At 44.8% G+C, this 21,489-nt stretch carries 19 protein-coding genes and 3 tRNA genes; 14 read left to right on the top strand and 8 right to left on the bottom strand.

Annotated elements, in window-relative coordinates; all coding sequences use genetic code 11:
- Positions 1 to 10: 10 nt before the first annotated feature.
- The gene (betI, locus tag AC27KT_RS01590) at positions 11 to 586 is read left to right on the top strand and encodes a transcriptional regulator BetI (RefSeq protein ID WP_487126815.1); all 576 of its coding nucleotides are present in this window, start codon (positions 11 to 13) and stop codon (positions 584 to 586) included.
- 216 nt (positions 587 to 802) lie between these two features.
- Here the strand turns inward: betI and AC27KT_RS01585 are convergent, their stop codons facing one another.
- A complete protein-coding gene (locus tag AC27KT_RS01585) occupies positions 803 to 2,878 on the bottom strand; it encodes a M13 family metallopeptidase (RefSeq protein ID WP_487126813.1) in 2,076 nt (691 codons plus the stop codon).
- Entirely contained in the window at positions 2,868 to 4,193 is a 1,326-nt protein-coding gene (locus tag AC27KT_RS01580; protein ID WP_487126811.1) for a GNAT family N-acetyltransferase, read from the bottom strand. Before AC27KT_RS01580 ends, AC27KT_RS01585 begins: the two co-directional genes overlap by 11 nt.
- Positions 4,194 to 4,311: 118 nt before the next feature.
- Between AC27KT_RS01580 and AC27KT_RS01575 the strand changes: the two genes are divergently transcribed.
- The 10 genes from AC27KT_RS01575 to AC27KT_RS01530 all read left to right on the top strand — a co-directional run bounded on the left by AC27KT_RS01575 (position 4,312) and on the right by AC27KT_RS01530 (position 12,991).
- Positions 4,312 to 4,770, top strand: a complete 459-nt coding sequence (locus AC27KT_RS01575) for a regulatory protein RecX (protein ID WP_487126809.1) — start codon at positions 4,312 to 4,314, stop codon at positions 4,768 to 4,770.
- A 297-nt stretch (positions 4,771 to 5,067) separates the two neighbouring features.
- Complete coding sequence (alaS, locus tag AC27KT_RS01570; RefSeq protein ID WP_487126807.1) at positions 5,068 to 7,665, top strand: alanine--tRNA ligase; 2,598 nt, start codon at positions 5,068 to 5,070, stop codon at positions 7,663 to 7,665.
- 134 nt (positions 7,666 to 7,799) lie between these two features.
- Complete coding sequence (gene csrA / locus AC27KT_RS01565; protein ID WP_012517705.1) at positions 7,800 to 7,991, top strand: carbon storage regulator CsrA; 192 nt, start codon at positions 7,800 to 7,802, stop codon at positions 7,989 to 7,991.
- Between the two features lie 565 nt (positions 7,992 to 8,556).
- A tRNA-Ser gene (locus AC27KT_RS01560) sits at positions 8,557 to 8,648 on the top strand.
- Positions 8,649 to 8,685: 37 nt separating this feature from the next.
- A tRNA-Arg gene (locus AC27KT_RS01555) sits at positions 8,686 to 8,762 on the top strand.
- Positions 8,763 to 8,815: 53 nt separating this feature from the next.
- A tRNA-Arg gene (locus tag AC27KT_RS01550) sits at positions 8,816 to 8,892 on the top strand.
- Positions 8,893 to 9,033: 141 nt separating this feature from the next.
- Positions 9,034 to 9,510, top strand: a complete 477-nt coding sequence (locus tag AC27KT_RS01545) for an acyl-CoA thioesterase (RefSeq protein WP_487126804.1) — start codon at positions 9,034 to 9,036, stop codon at positions 9,508 to 9,510.
- Positions 9,511 to 9,729: 219 nt separating this feature from the next.
- A complete protein-coding gene (locus tag AC27KT_RS01540) occupies positions 9,730 to 10,017 on the top strand; it encodes an OadG family protein (RefSeq protein ID WP_061485071.1) in 288 nt (95 codons plus the stop codon).
- A 19-nt stretch (positions 10,018 to 10,036) separates the two neighbouring features.
- Entirely contained in the window at positions 10,037 to 11,857 is a 1,821-nt protein-coding gene (gene oadA / locus AC27KT_RS01535; protein WP_487126802.1) for a sodium-extruding oxaloacetate decarboxylase subunit alpha, read from the top strand.
- Positions 11,858 to 11,860: 3 nt separating this feature from the next.
- Positions 11,861 to 12,991, top strand: coding sequence for a sodium ion-translocating decarboxylase subunit beta (locus AC27KT_RS01530; protein ID WP_487126800.1), 1,131 nt, complete (start codon positions 11,861 to 11,863; stop codon positions 12,989 to 12,991).
- Positions 12,992 to 13,155: 164 nt separating this feature from the next.
- Here the strand turns inward: AC27KT_RS01530 and AC27KT_RS01525 are convergent, their stop codons facing one another.
- The 6 genes from AC27KT_RS01525 to pspF are packed head-to-tail and all read right to left on the bottom strand — an operon-like array spanning position 13,156 to position 19,692.
- Positions 13,156 to 13,959 (bottom strand): ATP-binding cassette domain-containing protein, encoded by an 804-nt coding sequence (locus AC27KT_RS01525; RefSeq protein ID WP_487126798.1) that lies wholly within the window; start codon positions 13,957 to 13,959, stop codon positions 13,156 to 13,158.
- The gene (locus tag AC27KT_RS01520; protein WP_487126796.1) at positions 13,959 to 14,954 is read right to left on the bottom strand and encodes a peptide ABC transporter ATP-binding protein; all 996 of its coding nucleotides are present in this window, start codon (positions 14,952 to 14,954) and stop codon (positions 13,959 to 13,961) included. Before AC27KT_RS01520 ends, AC27KT_RS01525 begins: the two co-directional genes overlap by 1 nt.
- Position 14,955: 1 nt before the next feature.
- Positions 14,956 to 15,849, bottom strand: coding sequence for an ABC transporter permease subunit (locus AC27KT_RS01515; RefSeq protein WP_487126794.1), 894 nt, complete (start codon positions 15,847 to 15,849; stop codon positions 14,956 to 14,958).
- Complete coding sequence (locus tag AC27KT_RS01510) at positions 15,836 to 16,816, bottom strand: ABC transporter permease subunit (RefSeq protein WP_487126792.1); 981 nt, start codon at positions 16,814 to 16,816, stop codon at positions 15,836 to 15,838. The genes AC27KT_RS01515 and AC27KT_RS01510 overlap by 14 nt, the downstream gene beginning before the upstream one ends.
- Before the next feature lie 47 nt (positions 16,817 to 16,863).
- Positions 16,864 to 18,567: an ABC transporter substrate-binding protein gene (locus tag AC27KT_RS01505; RefSeq protein WP_487126790.1), complete on the bottom strand. Its 1,704-nt coding sequence runs from the start codon at positions 18,565 to 18,567 to the stop codon at positions 16,864 to 16,866.
- 3 nt (positions 18,568 to 18,570) lie between these two features.
- Positions 18,571 to 19,692: a phage shock protein operon transcriptional activator gene (gene pspF / locus AC27KT_RS01500; RefSeq protein WP_487126788.1), complete on the bottom strand. Its 1,122-nt coding sequence runs from the start codon at positions 19,690 to 19,692 to the stop codon at positions 18,571 to 18,573.
- A 220-nt stretch (positions 19,693 to 19,912) separates the two neighbouring features.
- Between pspF and pspA the strand changes: the two genes are divergently transcribed.
- From pspA to pspC, 3 genes are all read left to right on the top strand, one after another.
- A complete protein-coding gene (gene pspA / locus AC27KT_RS01495) occupies positions 19,913 to 20,596 on the top strand; it encodes a phage shock protein PspA (protein ID WP_487126786.1) in 684 nt (227 codons plus the stop codon).
- A gap of 75 nt (positions 20,597 to 20,671) precedes the next feature.
- Positions 20,672 to 20,911 carry an envelope stress response membrane protein PspB gene (gene pspB, locus AC27KT_RS01490; protein ID WP_014948683.1) on the top strand — a complete coding sequence of 80 codons (240 nt, stop codon included), beginning with the start codon at positions 20,672 to 20,674 and terminating at the stop codon, positions 20,909 to 20,911.
- Complete coding sequence (pspC, locus tag AC27KT_RS01485) at positions 20,908 to 21,354, top strand: envelope stress response membrane protein PspC (RefSeq protein WP_039222982.1); 447 nt, start codon at positions 20,908 to 20,910, stop codon at positions 21,352 to 21,354. Before pspB ends, pspC begins: the two co-directional genes overlap by 4 nt.
- Positions 21,355 to 21,489 lie beyond the last annotated feature (135 nt).

The raw sequence follows: 21,489 nt of genomic DNA, 5'->3' as shown, positions 1-21,489 counted from the left end.
GAGTTGTAGCATGCCCAAGGTGGGAATGGAGCCAGTTCGTAAGAAACAATTAATTGAAGCAACGTTAGACGTGATGGCAGAAGTGGGCTATCACGGAACAACGATTAGCTTAATTAGTAAAAAAGCTGGGCTTTCTTCAGGGATAATCAGTCACTATTTTGGCGACAAACAAGGCTTAATTGAAGCAACCATGCGCCACCTTCTCGATGCGCTCAAAATTACACAGCGAATTGACGATCCGCTAGAGCGAATTGATTTCATTATCGAAAATAACTTTTCACAAACACAAGGCGCAAGCTCAGCCACCAATACCTGGTTTAATTTCTGGGCGCTGTCACTCCACAACGAAGGCTTGCATCGTTTGCAGTGTATTAACCACAAACGTTTAGAGCGTAATTTAGCGTTTAGCTATCGCAAGCTACTTCAGCCTGAGCAGGTCAAAAACGCCGCTGCGTCTACTGCTGCATTAATTGATGGGTATTGGCTGCGTTATTCAATGGGAAGCGTAGGGAATGGCGACTTTTCAGAGGCTGTAGCACGCTGTAAGCAGTACGTTCGTGATTTAATTGCCCAATACGGGAAATAAGCAAGCAGTTGAAGATAAACAGGACTGCGCAAAATAAATTAGGGCTCGCTGCAGATACGTTAAATCATAAAAAACATTGAATTCGGAATATAAAAAAAGGCGGTAAGACATAAGTCGTACCGCCTTTTTTATAGTTTAAGCAGTTGTTGCCAAATGCTTTATGCTATTTAGCGTAGTGAGCCAATGTATGGCTCACAAAATTGTGCACTCAACGAGTTACCAAATTCTTACACGCTCTTCTGGCGCAAGGTAAAGGGCATCACCCGGTTTCACGTCAAACGCTTCATACCATGCATCATGGTTTCTTGGTGCTTGTGCACGATAACGACCTGGTGCGTGTGTACCTGCGCGAAGTTGGTTCAGCATGCTTTCTTCGGTGCGCTTTTCTTTCCACACTTGTGCCCAAGCAAGGAAGAAACGTTGATCGCCTGTCAGACCGTCAATTACCGGCGCTTCCTTGCCGTTAAGGCTAAGCTTGTAAGCGTGATAGGCCATAGCTAAACCGCCCACATCGCCAATGTTCTCACCTAGGCTGTTGCGACCGTTAACGAAGTTACCTTCGATAGGCTCGTATTGACTGTATTGCTCGGCTAGCATGTCTGCTTTTTCTTCAAATGCTGCACGGTCGGCATCGGTCCACCAGTTGCGCTGAATACCGTTGGCATCAGACTTAGAACCTTGATCGTCAAAACCGTGGCCCATCTCGTGGCCGATTACCGCACCAATAGCACCGTAGTTAACAGCTGCATCGGCATTAGGATCGAAGAATGGCGGTTGTAAAATAGCCGCTGGGAACACAATTTCATTGAACGAGCTATTGTAGTAGGCATTAACGCGCTGCGGTGTCATACCCCAGCGATTGCGATCCGTTTTCTCTAGCTCACGTTCTACCGACTGGTCTTGGAAGAATGTACGTAGGTTGCGAACATTGCCAACTAAGTCTTTGTCGCTGATGGTTACGCCGTCGAAAGACTGCCATTCGTCTGGGTAGCCAATTTTAGGGTTAAATGCCATTAGCTTTTCTTTTGCATTTACCTTAGTTTCTTCGCTCATCCAGTCTAGGTTTTCAATACGCTCACCGAGTGCTGTACGCAAGTTTTCAACCAGCTCTGCCATCTGCTCTTTTGAGCTTTCTGGGAAGTATTCGTTTACGTAAATCTTGCCGATTGCAAAACCCAGTGACTCAGTACCAGACATCTGACTAACCGCGCGTTTCCAACGAGGACGAGGCTCTTGCTGACCGCTTAATGTACGACCAAAGAAGTCAAAGTTGGCTAGGTAGATGTCTTCAGATAGGAAGCCCGCATTGTTTGAAATAGTGTGGTACTTCAAGTACGACTTCCAATCAGCGAGATCAGCTTCGTTAATAATCTTAATAACGTCTTTTACTGGCTCAGGCTGTGTAATATTAAGCTCAGGTACCTTATAACCGGTTTGAGCAAAATAGGTATCCCAATCAAAGCCAGGGTACTCGTCAGACAGCTTACTACGTTCAATCTGGTTAAGAGTAAGATCGCGGTCACGGCGTTTTTCGCGAGGCCACTGAATTTCTGCAATTTGTGTTTCAAGGGCAAGGATGTTCGCTGCTTTTTCAGCTGCGTTTTCTTCACCTGCAAAATTAAGCATCTGCTCGATGTGCGCTACATACGCTTCACGAATTTTAACAAAACGTTCGCTATCGCTCAGGTAGTAGTCGCGATCAGGAAGGCCTAAACCACCAACACCAACACTTAATTGATATTCATTTGGGTCAAGGCGGTTGTACCACATACCGCCGCCAATTGGCGTGGTTGAGCCGACTAACCAGCTATTACCAAATGCTTTGGTTAGGTCAGTTTTGTTTTCAATGCTATCGATAGACGTGAGTACGTCTTTAATTGGCTCAATACCTTTTTCGTTAATGGTATCTGTATCCATATAAGCAACGAAAAAGTCGTGAACAAGCTTTTCTTCTGCATTTAGCGAAGACTTTTCCATTAGCCCATCAATGATGTTTTTAACTTGCTCTTCACTGCGCTCTGCAAGACCAGTAAACGCGCCGTAGCGAGTTTTGTCAGCGGGCAGTTCGTAGTTGTCGTACCATGTACCGCTTGCGTACATGAAGAAGTCATCACCAGGTTTTACCGCTTCATTGCGAGCGGTTAAGTCTACGCCGAAAGAGCCTAGTTCCGCTTCGCCTTTCATTTCTGGCGCTTCAACATTGCTGGTTTGTTCTTGGGCTTTTTCAGGCTGACCGCAACCAGCAAGTCCCAAAGATGCCGCAATCGCTACGGCAAGAAGTTTATATTTCATCGTTTTTCTCGTTGTGATTATAAGTGTCGTCGTTAGGTGCAGTGACACTCGTTGTTTTTAAAGTAGGCACAAATTCCTTGTTAAACGGTAAAGCATTCCGTGCCTGATTAAAATAGCTTGCGATATGTGGCGTTTCTCGCTGTAAAAAGTCTGCTACAGCAGTGTGAAACGACGGATGTTGTAATTTGTGATGAGAACGGCAATAAATGGGCTCGAAGCCTCGAAGTATTTTATGTTCACCTTGGGTACCGGGATTAAAAATCGATAGTTTTTTCTCAATGGCGAATTCAATGCCTTCAAAATAACAGCAGGCAAAATGTAGCCCGTCTATTTCTTTCAGCGCTCCCCAGTATCTGCCATACAGTCCTGTATCATCGTAGAAAAAGAGGGCGCTGGCTACTGCTACCTCATTCTCTATTGCCGTAACGATAAGCATGTTATCGCTCATGCTCTCGACAAGCTGCTCAAAGAACGCATCATTTAAATATCCCACGTGACCGCTTCGTTTTAAATAGGTAGCTTTGTAACACTTTGTGAAAAACTTCAGGGTCTCAGTGCTAATCTCATCGCCGGTATGATGGGTAAAGCGGACCCCTTGCTCGCTCAATTTGCGTCGACTTTTCTTGATATCTTTTCTTTTGCGGGAGGTAAGCGCGTTAAGAAAGTCGTCGAAATCACCATATCCGTAGTTATGCCACTGAAACTGAACCGCGTATCGGGTCAGGTAGTGGTTGGGAGAACGGGGTTGAACTTTGAACTGGCCACTAGGCAACTCTTCGCCTAACTCACTGGCCTCAGGCTCGCCTTTGCCAATGAGTTGAGCCGAGGTACTTTCATTGGGAAATAGCCAATGAAATGAAGATAAAGCCTCACCAAATACGGATTCTACATAGGCTGTCAATGTGTTTTCCAGTTCACTTAAAAGCGATGGAGTAAGCGCAATGTGCTCATCACAAAGTAGTCTAGAACCTGTCACGGGGGTGAAGGGGATAGCCGATATCCATTTCGGAAAATAGTCGAGACCGTGCTGTGCATAAGCATTAGCCCACGCGTGGTCAAAAACGTATTCGCCGTAGCTGTGAGTTTTCAGGTAGCCGGGAATAACGAGATTAACAGCCTCATGCTGCCTATGCGCTATAGCAATATGGCAAGGCTGCCACCCAGATTCATTGCTGCACGAACCGCTGCGTTCTAAAGCATGTAAAAATTCATAAGAAACGAAAGGACCCGCTTCTTTTGCGAGGTATTGCCAGCGCTCCTTAGAGAACTGTTCAATCGAGTCTATTATTGTTATGCGATAGTCAGATGCTGTCATGCGGTTTACATCATGTAGAAGTTAAGTGCGTAAAACGTTAGATAGTCGCAATGTACGAGTATTTAACGCTAAAATAACGCGGTTTCTACGTTTAATACAGAAGAGTAAGTTTACAAAAATGTCAGAGTTTGACCGAAAAATCATTACCGACGCGATTACTCGCATGCTGGCACGACGAGAGCATAGCTTTAACGAGATTATGCGAAAGTTGCAGCAGAAGGGAATAGCGAGTGATGCTTTCATGCCTATTCTGGAGGAATTCAAGGATGCTGATATCCAAAGCGATGCTAGATTTGCAGAAAGCCGAGCTCGCGCACTGTACTTAAAAGGAAAGGGACCCCGCGCGATTAAATTAGACTTACAGCAATACGGTGTAGATGAAAGTACTTCAGAACACGCAATGAGAGAGATTGACGCTGACTGGTTTGAAAGTGCTAAAAAGGTAAAAGAGAAAAAGTTTGGCGAGTTTTATGAAAACGAATTCGCGTTGAGACAAAAGCAGAAACAATTTCTTCAATATCGTGGCTTTTACCAAGATCACATTGAATATGCCGTAAGCGCAAACGAATCTAGCTAAAATGGCTGGATTACGCTCATGTTTATCGACAAATAGATGCCGTTGGCGATTTGTTTTATGAATACTGGCTATTTTCGTCTACTTAAAGTGAAATTTGAGCCTATCTTCCCCCCGTTACACTTAACAAAATTGCGTTATCCATGGTATTGTTGCGCAAATTTGTGTGCATTTTAATTATCCAGAGAATTATAGCGAGGATAAGCGTATTGCGTATTCGCAAACTGCCCCGATTATAAAGCTCATTAGAACAGGCAAATCGCACGTTTCAAAAATAGAATAAAGGAAGTTAGGTTTTCAATGACATTATCAACTGCTGACTTACGTAACAAGTTTATCGATTATTTTAAAAGCCATGGCCACCAAGCGGTGGCGAGCTCGTCACTGGTTCCGGCAGATGATCCCACACTTCTTTTTACTAACGCGGGCATGAACCAGTTTAAAGACTGTTTTTTAGGTGCGGAAAAACGCAGCTATACCCGTGCGGTATCCTCTCAGCGCTGCGTTCGCGCAGGTGGTAAGCATAACGACCTTGAGAACGTAGGTTACACTGCGCGTCACCATACCTTTTTTGAAATGCTGGGTAACTTCAGCTTTGGCGATTATTTCAAAAAAGAAGCGATAGAGTTTGCGTGGAATTTCCTGACCAAAGAAATTGGTTTGCCAAAAGAAAAGCTGCTAGTTACCGTTTATTCTGAAGATGACGAAGCTTTCGACATCTGGGAAAACTATATTGGTGTTCCAAAAGAAAAGATTATTCGCATTAGCACGTCAGATAACTTCTGGTCTATGGGCGATACCGGTCCATGTGGTCCTTGTTCTGAAATCTTTTACGATCACGGCGCGCACATTTGGGGTGGTCCTCCGGGAACACCAGAAGAAGACGGCGACCGTTTTATCGAAATTTGGAACCTGGTATTTATGCAGTTTAACAAACAAGCTGACGGTACTATGGAGCCACTCCCTAAGCCTTCAATCGATACCGGTATGGGCCTAGAGCGTATTTCAGCTATTTTGCAAAACGTGCACAGCAACTACGAGATCGACCTTTTCCAAAACTTGATCAAATCAGCAGCATCAATTGTTGGAAGCGAAGATTTAGAAAATAAATCGCTACGGGTTATCGCCGATCACATTCGTTCGTGCAGCTTCTTAATTTGCGATGGCGTTATGCCATCGAATGAAGGGCGCGGATACGTATTACGCCGCATTATTCGTCGCGCTGTTCGCCACGGCTATCAGCTTGGCGCAAACGATATTTTCTTCTATAAGCTTGTAGCATCACTTGCCAAAGAAATGGGTGAAGCATATCCAGAACTTGTAGACCAGCTACCGGTAATTGAAAAAGTACTACGTGTTGAAGAAGAGCAGTTTAGCAAAACGTTAGCCCGTGGTATGGCTATCCTAAACGATACATTAGAAACCCTAGAAGGCGACACAGTGCCGGGTGACGTAGTGTTCAAGCTTTACGACACCTATGGTTTCCCTACTGACTTAACCAATGATGTAGCACGTGAGCACGACCTTAAGATTGACGAAGAAGGTTTTGAAGCTGCTATGCAAGCACAGCGTGCCCGTGCACAGCAGGCTAGCAACTTTGGTGCAGACTACAATAGTAAACTCGCCATTGACCACACAACCTCATTTACTGGGTACACCGATGTAGAAGGCCAGGCGAATGTGGTTGAACTTATTGCCGACAATGCGTTTGTTGAGAAGCTTGAAGACGGTCAAGAAGGCGTTGTGGTATTAGACAGCACACCGTTCTACGCTGAAAGCGGTGGTCAGGCAGGTGATAAAGGTGTGCTTCGCGTGGCAAACGGTGAATTCATTGTTACTGACACCCAAAAAATGGGTAATGCGTTTGCACACAAAGGTATTGCTAAAGGTTCGGTATCTAAAGGTGATACGGCAACCGCAGCGATTGATGCAGCAAATCGTGAAGCCATTAAAAAGAATCACAGTGCTACGCACTTACTCCATGCAGCCCTGCGTGAAATTCTAGGTGAGCACGTAACCCAGAAAGGTTCATTGGTTGAAGCGCCTCGCATGCGTTTTGACTTCTCGCACTTCGAGGCAGTAACGGCTGAGCAGCTTGCTGAGATTGAAAGACGAGTTAACCAAGAAATACGTGCAAACCACACGTTGGCAACTGAACTTATGGATTTGGATGAAGCCAAAGCATCAGGCGCTATGGCGTTGTTTGGTGAAAAGTACGACGAAAAAGTTCGCGTGGTAACCATGGGGCCATTCTCTGTTGAGTTATGTGGCGGTACTCACGTAACGCGTACTGGTGACATTGGTTTGTTTAAAATTACCAGTGAAGCGGGTATTGCATCGGGCGTTCGACGTATCGAAGCAGTTACTGGAGAACACGCACTTGAAGTCGTGCAAACCCAACAAGCGACACTGTCTTCATTGTCTGCGTTATTAAAAACAGACAGCCAAAATGTACTTGATCGTGTAGTTTCTCTACAAAATCAGACTAAAGAACTAGAAAAAGCGCTCAATTCTGCGAAACAAAAACTGGCGAGTCAGCAAGGTGCTGATATGCTTAGTAATGCAGTAGAGATAAATGGCGTTAAAGTTCTTATTGCTAATTTGGAAGGTGTTGAAGCGAAGTCATTGCGTTCAATGATGGATGACATTAAAAACCGAATTGGCGAAGGGATCGTAGTATTAGGTGTGGCTAATGACGCGAAAGTGAATCTTATTGCTGGCGTTACTAAAAACCTCACTAGTAAAGTTAAAGCGGGCGAGCTAGTTAACTTTGTCGCATCACAAGTAGGTGGCAAAGGGGGCGGTCGCCCTGATATGGCACAGGCAGGTGGTGATCAGCCTGAAAACTTGGGGCAGGCGCTAGATTCGGTTAACGCTTGGTTACAAGATAAGCTATAATTATTTTTGTGTATAACAGTGAGTTTTTGAAGTGACGCAGAAACATGGAATCACTGTCGCTTCCATCGGGTCGTGCCGATGGGTTGGCAAATCTTAATGGATGATGTTCAGTATTAAGGAACAGGAGCAAGAGAATGCTTATTTTGACTCGTCGAGTTGGTGAAACGCTTATGGTAGGTGACGATGTGACCGTTACCGTACTAGGTGTAAAAGGGAATCAGGTACGTATAGGTGTGAATGCACCAAAAGAAGTTTCTGTGCACCGTGAAGAGATATACATGCGCATTCAAGCAGAAAAAGGCGGTCAGCCAGGCTCTGCAGAATAATTGCATAATACGCTTCATAGGAAAAGGTCAGCTTACGCTGGCCTTTTTTGTTTTAAGTGAGTAAATCTTATCGGGCTTTAGCGCAAGTCTATTGTTTCTGGTCTATTTCGACAGAAATGACGCTGTGATGTCTTGCGCTAACGAGCAAGTTAATTTTCTGGGTCGTGCACAGCTTTTTTCTTGTACTATGCCTTCTGGTTGGACGGTTTTTTCATCGAGATATTTGGCGCTTTATTCGAGGTTTTGGAGCGTTTTTAAATAACTTAAGTAAGTAATACGAATCAGCGTACTTGGTTATAAACAAATAAATTCAAAACTTTTTGATATTATTTTTGAAAAATTGACTAAATTATTAAGGCGGGTCAGTTAAAACTGCAATGAAGCTGCGCATATTCAAATGCAAATTAACGAGCATCGTTAAATAAAAATCGGTTTAATTGCTTGTATTGCGAACAAATTACTGGTTTTTTGCTCGAATCGTTTAAAATGGCAGCGGGTGAACAATTTCTTTATAAAAAAGGTTTGACTCAGGCCAATGAATCCGTAAAATGCACCCCGCAGTCAAGGAGAGGTGGGTGAGTGGCTGAAACCAGTTCCCTGCTAAGGAACCATACGCATATACGCGTATCGAGGGTTCGAATCCCTCCCTCTCCGCCATTATTCGTTGGCAGTGACGGCCAACAACAAGTTTTGCGCGTGTGTAGCTCAGCTGGATAGAGTACCTGGCTACGAACCAGGCGGTCGGAGGTTCGAATCCTTCCACACGCGCCACTTATTTTAAAGCGTCACCTTTTGGGGTAATATTCAAAAGTACACAAGTTTACGCGTGTGTAGCTCAGCTGGATAGAGTACCTGGCTACGAACCAGGCGGTCGGAGGTTCGAATCCTTCCACACGCGCCATATTGATAAGCCCACCTTTTTAGGTGGGCTTTTTCATTTCTACACTTCTAATTTTGGTTAACTCTACTTTCGTATAAACGCGCTGTCTAAAATTTAAGCTAAACTTGATGTGTCTAACAGCAGTAAAGTGCGGGGTACGCTATGGCACATCCATCTACTACTTTTCGATTTTTAGCAGAACCTACCGACGTAAACTTTGGCGGTAACGTTCACGGTGGCATTGTAATGAAATGGATTGACCAAGCAGCCTATGCATGTGCCGCGCAGTGGTCCAAATGTTACTGCGTCACGGTGTCTGCCAATGGCATACGTTTCATAAAACCTATAAAAGTAGGCCAGCTAGTTGAGATAACCGCATCGTTGGTACACACTGGTGCGTCAAGTATGCATATCTATGTTGTGGTTAAATCGGGCAACGCCACGGAAAATACCACGTCGGTCGCAAATCGCTGTTTTATAACTTTTATGGCGGTGGACTGTGAGGGAAGTCCAGTAAATGTGCCTGCATACGTACCTGAGGATGAACGACATATGCAGCTAGAATTAGTGGCGATGCATGCGAAAGATTTCGCTAAACAGCTAGACAGTGACTTTACGGAAAATATAGGCTTTCATTAAGGCGTAAGTATAAATGAACGTAAACGCAGGTTGCTGGCATCGGCAACGCTTATGCTAATTCCTAAAATATGCTTTTGTTGCAAATTTATTAAAGAATAATGCATTAAGTTTCATTTTGGCGGGTTTTATTCATTTTAAAGTGGTTTTTTATGCTGCTTTGTTGTGTTTTGAAAAACCACGTGATACTTATTCAGGTACAAAATAACAACAGGATTGAATATGGATTCGGGATCCGTCGCTAGCCTGCTCTTTGAAGCAGGGTCTCTTATGCTTATAGGAATGGTATTTGTTTTCTCATTCTTAGGGCTTCTTATTGTGGGTATTCATCTCATTGCCCGATTTTGTGAAGCCTTTCCCGGTGAAACAGCAGAGCCTTCAGCTAATTTAAAAGGGCCTTCAGCTAATTTGAGTCGAAACAATCAAGCGGTACAACCAGGAATAGACGGAAACGTTATCGCAGCTATTTCTGCCGCAATTCATACCCATCGCCAAAATTCTAAAAAATAAAGCCTAATCAGGAGTTACCATGTCTAAGCCTCTGGCCCTTACCGAGCTGGTTCTGCGTGATGCCCACCAATCCCTTCTTGCTACGCGCATGCGTATTGAAGATATGCTTCCCATAGCGGAAAAACTAGATAAAGCTGGCTTCTGGTCTGTTGAGTCTTGGGGTGGTGCTACATTCGATGCCTGTATTCGTTATTTAGGGGAAGACCCTTGGGAGCGCATCAGAAAGCTAAAAGCAGCCATGCCTAACACGAAACAGCAAATGCTGTTGCGTGGTCAAAACCTATTGGGTTACCGCCATTATGCTGACGATGTTGTCACCCGCTTTGTAGAGCGTGCTCACGAAAGTGGCGTAGATGTATTTAGAATTTTTGATGCCATGAATGACATTAGAAATTTGAAAACCGCAGTAAAAGCGACCATAGACAGTGGCGCTCACGCGCAAGGGACAATTTCTTATACGGTAAGCCCTGTGCACAATCTTAAGCTTTGGCTCGAAATGGCGAAACAGCTTGAAGACCTAGGGGTTCATTCTATCTGCGTAAAAGATATGGCTGGGCTTTTAAAACCGTACGAGTGCGAGGCATTGATTACCGGATTAAAAGAAACGGTTGATGTACCTATTGCCATGCAGTGCCATGCCACAACAGGGTTGAGTACGGCGACGTATCAAAAAGCTATCGATGCCGGCATTGATATGCTGGACACGGCTATTTCTTCAATGAGCATGACTTATGGTCATAGCGCAACTGAGACCATGGTTTCTATCGTAGAAGGTACAGAGCGCGATACGGGTATTGCACTACCCGAACTAGAAGAAATTGCCAGTTACTTCAGGGAAGTAAGAAAGAAATACAGCAAGTTCGAAGGCAGTCTCAAAGGGGTAGATGCACGTATTCTTTTGGCTCAAGTACCGGGCGGAATGCTAACCAACATGGAAAGTCAGCTTAAAGAGCAGGGCGCTGAAGATAAATTCGAAGAAGTGTTAAAAGAAATTCCACGGGTAAGGGAAGATCTTGGGTTCATTCCTCTTGTTACGCCAACCTCACAAATCGTGGGCACGCAGTCAGTGCTTAACGTACTCACCGGTGAGCGTTACAAAAGCATTACAAAAGAAACCGCAGGCGTTCTCAAAGGTGAATATGGCGCTACCGCAGCATCAGTAAACAAGGAATTGCAGGCGCGTGTGCTTGATGGCGCAGAACCCGTGACATGCCGCCCTGCAGATAATATTGCCCCAGAGCTGGATACGCTGAGTAAAGAGCTTGATGAGCTGGCTGAGAAAAAGCAACTATCGCTGTCAGACGATAAAATTGATGATGTTTTGACTTACGCCTTATTCCCGCAAATAGGGCTTAAGTTTATCGAAAACCGCGGCAACCCTGATGCGTTTGAACCTGCACCTAGCGCGCAAGAGTCGCAAAGCTTGAATGCGCCTAAGCCTGCTGAAGCCAAGTCAAACTCACAAGGGGCTACCGCGAACGAAACTTACGACGTAAACGTAGATGGAAAAGTGTATCGCGTAGAAGTGGCACCTTCAGGCACGCTGACGAGCGTTACACCTGCTATTGGCTCTCAGGCGCAGGCACAGTCTCAAACCAATAGCGCTGCGCCATCAGCCTCTACCGCTTCACAGTCTATCGATGCACCGCTTGCAGGTAACGTCTTCAAAGTCTTGGTGAGAAACGGCGACAGCGTGTCAGAAGGCGATGTGGTGATGATCCTTGAAGCCATGAAAATGGAGACAGAGATCCGCTCCGCATTTACAGGTACTGTTACCGACATTACCGTTGGTGAAGGCGATGCCGTAACCAGTGGTCAACCGTTAATCTTATTGGGGTAGTACATGGATAAGTTAATGGTACTTTGGGATAGTACCGCGCTTGCGCACTTTGAAGCCGGCCAGCTGATTATGATGGCGGTAGGTTTTGGCTTGCTGTACTTAGCCATTGTTAAGAAGTTTGAGCCATTGCTTTTACTGCCCATTGGTTTTGGTGCATTGCTTACTAACATCCCTATTGCTGGTTTTTCAGAAGTAGGTGGGTTGCTGCACTACATATACAAAATCGGCATAGATACAGGGGTATTTCCTCTGCTCATCTTTATGGGCGTAGGCGCAATGACTGACTTCAGTGCGCTCATTGCTAACCCCAAAATGTTGTTGCTTGGCGCAGCTGCGCAGTTCGGCATTTTTGCTACTTTATTTGGCGCTATAGCGTTAAACCTTATACCTGGCTTTGAGTTTACGTTAAAGGACGCGAGCGCCATTGCTATCATAGGTGGCGCGGATGGGCCGACGGCTATTTTCCTCGCCTCAAGGCTTGCGCCTGATTTGCTTGGCGCGATTGCGGTCGCTGCATACTCTTATATGGCATTGGTGCCTATTATTCAGCCACCCATAATGAAAGCGCTGACTACAAAAGAAGAGCGCGAGATAAAAATGGGGCAGCTTCGACCTGTGTCAAAGCGAGAGAAGATTATTTTTCCGCTTGCTGTGCTGTTTATGACTATCTTGTTTTTGCCCGCCGCAACGCCGCTTGTCGGCATGTTCTGTTTTGGTAACTTAATGAAAGAGTGTGGCGTCGTAGACAGGTTGAGCAAAACAGCCCAAAACGAGCTCATCAATACGGTTACTATTTTCCTTGGTTTGGCCGTAGGCTCTAAGTTGTCAGCCGAAGCGTTTCTTACGGTTGAAACCCTTGGTATTTTGGGGCTTGGGGCTATCGCTTTTGGTATAGGCACAGCTGCGGGTGTACTTATGGCCAAGCTAATGAGTAAGCTGTCGGGTGGCAGTATAAACCCGCTAATAGGCGCGGCTGGCGTTTCTGCTGTACCAATGGCAGCCAGAGTGGTGAACAAGGTTGGGCTAGAAGCTAACCCTCATAACTTTCTTCTAATGCATGCAATGGGACCTAACGTAGCCGGTGTGCTAGGTAGTGCGGTTGCCGCAGGTATTCTTTTGGCACTTGTCGGGTAGGTCCTACAACCGCATTTAGAAAAAGGGGCATCTCACTGCCCCTTTTTTAAATTTTTAGCACTATTTCAGCAGAGGGTGTCGACTAGAGTGAAGATAGTTAGCGCATTCAGTTTCATAGGCTAAATCAGCGTGAGAGAAGTTTAATGAGATTGGAAGCTAGCGTTTTATCTTATCGTATTTTGAGGCACTAGCGATTGGTATGCGGTTACTAGCTTCTTAGTACGAGTATGCTGTGGCCATCTAAATATGGTCTCGGTCTTCCCTTCCTCTACAATTTCGCCGCCTTCCATTACGATAATTCTATCTGCAATGTGACGCACAATCCCTAAATTGTGGCTAATAAAAATAAAGGCTAAGCCCAACTCTTGTTGCAGCTGCAAAATAAGGTTTACGGTTTGCGAACGGATAGTAGGGTCTAGTGCTGCAAAAGGTTCATCAGCCACTAACACTTTAGGTTTTAATACAATGGCCCTGGCTAGCGCTACGCGCTGCTGTTGTCCATCAGAAAGCATATGACGGTAAAAGTAATAGTGTTCGCGTAAAAGCCCTACCTTAACCAACATATCTTCAATAATTGGTTTGCGTTCGGCTTCACTTAGCCCTGTATTTAAACGCAAAGGTTCGTCAAGAATTTTGCCAACGGGTACAGCCGGATTCATCGACTCAGCACTGTGTTGCAGAATCATCCTAATGTCGTGAGTGCGTTTTCGCTGCCCATCTTTTGACTGGTACTTAGCTAAATACTTGTGGGTATTTATTTCGATTTCACCCGCATCGGCCGGCAGTGCACCTACTAGTAATTTTGCAAGTAACGATTTACCTGAACGGTTTTCACCAATAATGGCGATAGTTTCTCCTCGCTTAACGCTCAAATTAACCGGGCCAAGCTGGAATACTTCAGGCCGCTTTAACCATCGCTTCTTTTCGTTATGTACAAACGTGAGATCTTTTACCTGCAAAATATCCATTACAATTTCTCCATATGAAGCGGATAATGGCAGCTATAGTTATGGTCATGAATTTTACGTACTGCAGGAGTTTGAACACAGGCTCGTTGCGCGCGCGGACAGCGCGGACCCAATCGGCATCCAATAGGTAAATGTTGAAGCGTTGGAATAGAGCCGCTTAAGGTTGGTAGTAATGACTTCGGCGGCAAATCTTTTCTGAAACTCGGTGCACTATCTAGCAATGCTTTGGTGTACGGATGAAGCGGGCGCTTCTTAATGTGCTTCATTTTTCCAGATTCGACGGTTTGTCCAGCGTATAGCACTGTCATAGAATGAGACATACTTGCGATTGCCAGCAAATCATGGCTGACAAACAAAATAGATAGCGAACGGGTTTGATTCAGGCGCGTAAATAGCTTCAATATCTGTGTTTTTGTTGTTGGCTCCATGCCTCGAGTAGGGTCATCTGCGATTAGCAGTTTTGGTTGAGATACCAACGCCATCGCGATCATAAATTTTTGACCAATATCAGCAGGGATTTGATGAGGAAATGCGCTCAAGTAATGCTTGTGGTGCTTTATTCCCACCTTATGTACGGTACTTATGGCTATCTTCTTTCTGTGCTGAGCTCGTTGCCAAAACCATCCACCTTCAACAAATTCATCAGGAATGCTTTCTTCGAGTTGCTCGCCTAACGTTGCTGATGGGTCCAAACTAGCCTGCGGGTTTTGAAAAACTACCGCGATTTCACGACGCATCACTTCGCGGCGTTGCTGTACCGACATGCCTAAAAGGTTTTCACCATTCCAGCTCATGCGGTCGGCAGTTAAATTCCACTGATTGGGCAGCGCTCCACAGATTGCAGATACAATCAAGCTTTTACCAGAACCAGATTCACCAACCAGAGCGCGGATCTCTCCCGAGCTTACCGACAAATTTACCTTATCCAAGGCCTTTATTGTGCCTTCACCGTTCTGCATTTCTAAGGTGAGATTTTTAATATCAAGCATTGGCATATCAGTAACTCACCCTTTTCCGAAGCGAAGAACGTAGTCCATCGCCCACAATGTTAATGGAAAGCACTATAAAAAATATCGTCATGCCGGGGACCGCTACGTTCCAAGGTGCCAAGTAAGTTACATCCAGCCCGTCGGCTAGAATAACGCCTAGCTCAGGTAGCGGTGATTGGGCCCCTAAATTTAAAAAGCCCAGTGCTGAAATATCAATAACCGCGATAGAAAGCGCAAGGGTCCCCTGCACAACCAGCATTTCCGTCATATTGGGTAAAATAGAGTGAACGAAAAGCTGCCATTTGCTAGCGCCATCTAATGTTGATGCCACGATGTAGTCTTTCTTCATCTCAGCGCGCACAAAGCTTCGCGTGTGATGCACAAACTGAGGAATTAAAGCCAGCGTGATGGCCCACATACTGTTGACCAAGCCTGTACCCAATATAGCAACGATAATAATGGCAATGAGGAGGGTAGGTATAGCCATGAGTGCATCTAGTAGATGGTTAACCACACTGGATCGCACTCCTCTTAGCATGCCAGCGAGCGTACCTAGACTCACGCCCATTAACATAGCAAGCACAACAGTGATAAATGCTGAACCTAACGTAGTTCTGCAGCCATAGATAATACGAGTAAACAAGTCTCGTCCCAACGCGTCTGTGCCAAAAAGATGAGAAATGGAGCCGTTGGCTAGCCAGCTTGGCGGTATTAATAACCCATCAATATTTTGCTCTATTGCATCATAGGGGGTGATGACAGGAGCGAACAATGCACATACAACAAACAGCGCCAGCATGATTAAGCCGAGCATAGAAATGTGGCTCGCTTTAAACGACGCCCAGGTTCTTTGCCACGGCGATGGATGAAATTCTTCTTCGTACAAACTAAACTGTGGCACGTTCGTATTTCTCTCTACTTGGGTCAATCAAACGGTTAAATAAATCAACGAGGATAGTTAGGGTAATCACCACCGTAGATACCGTCATCATGCCGATACGCAGAGCGGGGTAATCTCGTTGATAAATGGCTTGAATCAACCAATTGCCAATACCGGGCCATGAAAATAGGGTTTCAACAATCATAGCATTTGTTATAAGCGTAGTAATTTGAATGGCCATTAACGGTAAAATAGGAAGCAGCGCATTACGGAGAATATGACGAAAGAATATTTGCCAGCTAGAAAGCCCGCGTGACACTGCAGCAGCAATGTATGGTCGATGCTTGACATCTATCACAGAGCGCCTGGTTATGCGAATCATTGAAGCGGTGGTAATGGCACCAATCGCAAATGTAGGCAGTGCTAGATGCGATAGGGCATCTTTAAATGCCAAAGATTTGTTTTCGATATTTGACAGTAAAACGTCAAACAGAATAAAGCCCGTAACTGGGTCTATGTCGTAAATCAAACTTATGCGACCAGATAGTGGTGCCACGTCTAATTGCAAACTAAATATGAGAATTAGCAGTAACGCAAACCAGAAAACGGGGAAAGAATAGGTAGTAATACTCGTGCTATTGATTAAATGATCAGACGTTGAATAACAGCGAATACCGGCATAATACCCTAAAGGTATTCCAATGAACAAAGCCATTAACATCGCATATGTTGCTAATTCTATGGTGGCGGGCATGGCAATGCCCACTTCTTCTCGAAGCGGCAGACCAGAGGTGAAGCTGTACCCCCATTCCCCCGTCAGTAGATTACCCACGTAGTAGAAAAATTGAAAAACATAGGACTGGTCTAGCTTAAATTGTTTTTCAAGTGCAGCGCGCTGAATTTCGTTTTGAGGCACAAGCCCGGTCAAGTTTTCGAGGGTGTCGCCTGGGAAAAGGTATGCGAGTGAAAACGAAATAATTGTTAACACTAAAAGCGTTAATATAAATAAAGTACAGTATCTTACGAGAATCTGGATCACAGTGTTTTTTCTACCCCGCCAAAACGCACACCACCGAAGGGATTTATCGTCATGCCTTGTAATTCATTTCTGTATGCTTGATAGCGATAAGCATGGGCAATGGGTACCAAGGGAAGACGCTCGTATAATAGACGGTTCACTTGCTTATAAATAGCGGTACGTTCTTCAATATCATCGGTTTGAAGGGCTTCGTTGAGCAGCTTATCATAGTCGTCGTTACACCACATCGCCCGGTTTGTGCCCGATGGTATGGCGCCGCAGCTCAAAAGGGGACGATAAAAATTATCAGGGTCACCGTTATCTGCAGACCAGCCAATTAATACTGAATCGTGCAGGCCTTCCTGAAGATGGCGCCTGAATGTAGTCCAATCGTAGCTTACAATAGTGGCCTCTACCCCAACGTCGCGAAGGTAGCGCTGAATAAGCTCAGCCATTTTATTCGCGTTTGGGTTGTAAGCGCGTTCTACAGGCATAGCCCATATCGTCATTGAAAATCCAGGCGCTACACCAGCATCAGCCAGTAATTTGCGCGCTAATACCGGATTATAGGCCGTGTCATCAGCATCATTTTGAAACGCCCAACTTGCTGCAGGCAGCAATGTTTTCGCTCGCGTAGCGCTATCGAAATACACCGCTTCTAATAGGGTGTTCTTATCAATAGCGACAGCGAGTGCCCGTCTTACATCTGGGTTATCAAATGGTGGTCGCTGGGTGTTAAAGGCCCAAAAGCCAATGTTAAGGCCCGGTTTTTCGGCTAGTGTCAGGTCACTTTCGGTGCGGATCACTTCAAGCTCGGTTTGTGCAGGAAACGCTGTTGCGTCACATTCCCCAGTCATTAGCTTTGCCAATCTAAGTGAGCTTCGTGGGGTTATATCAAAAATGAGTTGCTCGACCACGGGCGTTTCCCGCTTCTGTTCTTCGCTCACCCCCTGAGGTTGTGATGTCACGCCACTGTTGCCGTTGGTGTGTTCTTCCATTGCTTGTATGCGCCAATAGTTGTCATGGCGTTTATACTTAATAAAGTGATCTTTGCGATAGCTGTAAAATTTAAATGGTCCAGTGCCAATGGGAAGTTCGTCAATTTGGCTCGGTGTACCGGCCTTTGCAAGCGCGTCGGCATACTCTTCTGACAAAATAACGGCGAAGTCTGTGGCTAAATTTGATAAAAATGAGCTATCGCGGCGTTTAAGCGTTATTTCAACGCGATAGCCGTTGACACGCTCTACCGATTCAATATTTTGAGCAAGACCAATACTTTCAAAATACGGGTAACGCCCACCTGACACATAGTGGTAAGGATGCGAACGCAAACGCCATCGGTTTATACTAAAAATAACGTCGTCGGCGTTGAAATTCCGCGTTGGTTCGAAATAGCCTGTTTTGTGAAACCAAACGTCTTTGCGAAGCTGAAAAGCATAGGTGAGTCCATCATCGCTTACTAACCAACTACTCGCTAGGCTTGGTACAATGCGACCAGAGCCTGGATCGAAATCGAGCAGTCTATCGTACAGTTGGTGAGACGAGGCATCCGAGGTAGTACTTGATGTATCGAGCTGGGGGTTAAAAGTAACTGGATTGCTTTCAGAGCAGTAAATGATGCCTGTATTGTAAAACGCTTGCTTATTCTGTTTAGCACAAGATGCTACTAGAAGCGCCGTACATAAACACAATGACAAACGCGTTACCAAACCATGGGACATGCTTTACGCCTCAACGTTTTCAGCGGAAGAATCTAATAAGTTATATTTTTTGAGATAGCCTCGTAGCTGATGATAAGTTAGGCTCAATTTTTCTGCGGTTTTCTTTTGATTAAACTGACTATCAGCAAGTGCCTGTTTTATCATATCTATCTCGTGTTGTTGAGAGCGTTCTTTCAAATCAATGGGATATTCAACAATTTCTTGCTTTGGGGCTGAGGCAAGCGGAGTAACGTCAACATTTTCTGTCCGCTCGCTGACAAATGGTATGTCTGTCTGTACTTTTTTGCTAACCGAGTCTGATGTGCTCACTCTATCGTTTGTTTTTACTCTGCTCTTTGGACGATAGACAGACTCGAAAGGATCAAGCACTATTTCATGTACTGGAAGATGAGGGTTGTTGGTTCTGTAAACCGCTCGTTCGACTACATTTTTGAGCTCCCGAATGTTACCAGGCCAATCATAATCTAATAGCGTGCGTTTGGCTTTCTCGGTAAATCCGCTAAATAACTCCATCTCCATTTCGCGGGCCATATTAATAGCAAAATTTTCAGCTAACATCATGATGTCTTCACGACGTTCACGAAGAGGAGGGATAGTAATAACGTCAAACGCAAGTCGATCCAAAAGGTCAGCGCGAAACTCACCAGCGTCAGCAAGAGCCGGTAAATCTTCGTTTGTCGCTGCGATAAGGCGAACATCAGTTTTTACTGATTTGCTGCCACCAACGCGCTCAAATTCACCGTATTCAACGACACGCAGCAGCTTTTCCTGAATAAGGCCTGATGTGTTGGCAAGTTCGTCCAAAAACAAGGTACCGTTATGAGCGACTTCAAAACGGCCTTCACGACGCTTTGACGCGCCAGTAAACGCGCCTGCCTCATAGCCGAAAAGCTCACTCTCTAATAAACTTTCGCTTAACGCTGCGCAATTTAGTTTAATGTAGTTTTGATCCCAGCGCTTCGAGAGGAAGTGGAGTCGGGCCGCTATCAGCTCTTTACCTGTGCCTCGCTCGCCTATAACAAGCACAGGCTTGTCTAGCGGTGCAATCTGTGAAATTTGCTCTAGAACTTCTAGAAAACTATTCGCTTGACCAAGCAAATTATCTTGCTGTCGATACCTACTCATTAAATCCCTCAAAAGTTAGTCATTTCGACCAATTAATAGTGTAGAACAAAATAAATTGATAAACGAGTATTATTTGGTTGCGTGAAAAATGTATAAAAAATAGTAGGTTAGCATCGACGGAAAGTTGGCAAGTATATTGAATACTATGTTTACCAAGGGTAACCTATTTATCAAGTGTGGTGTTTTTAACACTTACCATTTTTAGCAAGAGGTAATTATTATGGGTATCTTCTCGCGTTTTACAGATATTGTGAATTCGAACATTAATGCGCTTTTAGATAAGGCAGAAGATCCTGAGAAAATGGTTAGATTAATCATTCAGGAAATGGAAGACACATTGGTTGAGGTGCGCTCTGCATCTGCAAAAACCTTAGCCAATAAAAAAGAAATTGTGAATCAAATTGCGAAGTATGAAAGCGATGCAAGTGACTGGGAAGCGAAAGCAGAACTTGCGTTAAGTAAGGACAGAGAAGACTTAGCACGTGCTGCACTGCAAGAAAAGAAAAAGTCTGCAGAAGCTGCCGACGCACTAAGTAAAGAACTGACCATTGTTGATGAACAAATCAGCAAACTTCAGGATGAAATTGGTCAGCTTCAAGAAAAGCTTGCGGATGCCAAGAGTCGTCAGAAAGCGATTATTATGCGCCAGAAAACCGCTAGCTCACGTCTTGAAGTGAAAAAGACGCTAGATAGCTCTAAAGTTGATAACGCGATGGGACGGTTTGAGCAGTACGAGCGTAAGATCGATGACCTTGAATCCCAAGTAGAAGCCTATGATTTAGGTAAAAAGACACTGCAAGACGAGTTTGCCGAGTTAGAAGCTAGCGATAAAGTGGAAGACGAACTTGCGGCGCTGAAAGCGAAAGTTAAAAGTGCGAATAAAAGCACTGAAAAATCAGAATAATAAGAATAGGTTGTACCCTCCTGATGTTAAACCGCAAGGGGGGTAGTTACATCAGAGTTTGTAGGAGAGATTGAGATGGATGAAGGTACAATTGCAATGTTGGTTATGCCCCTTGTGGTGTTCTCAATATTTGTAGCTCCCATATGGCTAATTTTACACTACCGCAGTAAAAAGCAGGTCAACCAAGGACTGAGTGCAGAAGAGCATGCTTCCTTACAAGATCTGGCCGAGAAAGCTGAGAAAATGAGTGAGCGAATTGAGACATTAGAGGCCATTTTGGATAGTGAGGCGCCTGAGTGGAGGAATAGAGCATGAGAAATGGTAAACAGCTCTATCGCAATCCAGAGAATGCAAGGATCGCAGGCGTCTGTTCAGGGGTAGCCGAGTATTTTGGCCTTGAAACCTGGTTAGTTCGAATTTTAGTAGTAACAGGTTTCTTTTTGTTGGCTGGACCTTTCATCTTTGTTGCTTATATCGCAGCTTGGTTCATTCTTGATAAGAAGCCCATTGGGTTGAAAAATGCACCAGCACAACCTGTTTTTTCAAAGGGGAAGGGATGGACAAATCCCAACGGTGGTCAGGTAAAAAGTTCAAAAGTCGAAGTGAAGACGAAAGTGTGGCAAGCGGGTGAGCCACCTAAGCAAGCATTTCATGATATTCGTAATCGCTTTGAAAAAGCCGAAGTCCGTCTTCGCAAAATGGAAACATATGTAACGTCTCGCGAATACCAACTTAATAAAGAAATTAGTCGTCTTTAATTGGCGATGGCGCAACAAGCAAAGTTGAATGAAGCCGCTCGTAATGAGCGGCTTTTTGTTATATAAAACAACGCGTTTACTTGGTTTTGTAAAATTCCTGTTACAGCAAAATCGAGTCGCTCGTAAGGGCTTACA

The sequence above is a fragment of the Alteromonas sp. 5NW40-0090 genome, assembly GCF_057552975.1.
Note: the sequence above shows the minus strand (reverse complement) of the source record. Positions and strands in the feature narration are given on the sequence as shown.

Excerpts from the sequence above, each read along its gene's own strand:
- betI (WP_487126815.1), top strand. The coding sequence starts at position 11 with ATGCCCAAGGTGGGAATGGAGCCAGTTCGTAAGAAACAATTAATTGAA.
- AC27KT_RS01585 (WP_487126813.1), bottom strand. The coding sequence starts at position 2,878 with ATGAAATATAAACTTCTTGCCGTAGCGATTGCGGCATCTTTGGGACTT.
- AC27KT_RS01580 (WP_487126811.1), bottom strand. The coding sequence starts at position 4,193 with ATGACAGCATCTGACTATCGCATAACAATAATAGACTCGATTGAACAG.
- AC27KT_RS01575 (WP_487126809.1), top strand. The coding sequence starts at position 4,312 with ATGTCAGAGTTTGACCGAAAAATCATTACCGACGCGATTACTCGCATG.
- alaS (WP_487126807.1), top strand. The coding sequence starts at position 5,068 with ATGACATTATCAACTGCTGACTTACGTAACAAGTTTATCGATTATTTT.
- csrA (WP_012517705.1), top strand. The coding sequence starts at position 7,800 with ATGCTTATTTTGACTCGTCGAGTTGGTGAAACGCTTATGGTAGGTGAC.
- AC27KT_RS01545 (WP_487126804.1), top strand. The coding sequence starts at position 9,034 with ATGGCACATCCATCTACTACTTTTCGATTTTTAGCAGAACCTACCGAC.
- AC27KT_RS01540 (WP_061485071.1), top strand. The coding sequence starts at position 9,730 with ATGGATTCGGGATCCGTCGCTAGCCTGCTCTTTGAAGCAGGGTCTCTT.
- oadA (WP_487126802.1), top strand. The coding sequence starts at position 10,037 with ATGTCTAAGCCTCTGGCCCTTACCGAGCTGGTTCTGCGTGATGCCCAC.
- AC27KT_RS01530 (WP_487126800.1), top strand. The coding sequence starts at position 11,861 with ATGGATAAGTTAATGGTACTTTGGGATAGTACCGCGCTTGCGCACTTT.
- AC27KT_RS01525 (WP_487126798.1), bottom strand. The coding sequence starts at position 13,959 with ATGGATATTTTGCAGGTAAAAGATCTCACGTTTGTACATAACGAAAAG.
- AC27KT_RS01520 (WP_487126796.1), bottom strand. The coding sequence starts at position 14,954 with ATGCCAATGCTTGATATTAAAAATCTCACCTTAGAAATGCAGAACGGT.
- AC27KT_RS01505 (WP_487126790.1), bottom strand. The coding sequence starts at position 18,567 with ATGTCCCATGGTTTGGTAACGCGTTTGTCATTGTGTTTATGTACGGCG.
- pspF (WP_487126788.1), bottom strand. The coding sequence starts at position 19,692 with ATGAGTAGGTATCGACAGCAAGATAATTTGCTTGGTCAAGCGAATAGT.
- pspA (WP_487126786.1), top strand. The coding sequence starts at position 19,913 with ATGGGTATCTTCTCGCGTTTTACAGATATTGTGAATTCGAACATTAAT.
- pspB (WP_014948683.1), top strand. The coding sequence starts at position 20,672 with ATGGATGAAGGTACAATTGCAATGTTGGTTATGCCCCTTGTGGTGTTC.
- pspC (WP_039222982.1), top strand. The coding sequence starts at position 20,908 with ATGAGAAATGGTAAACAGCTCTATCGCAATCCAGAGAATGCAAGGATC.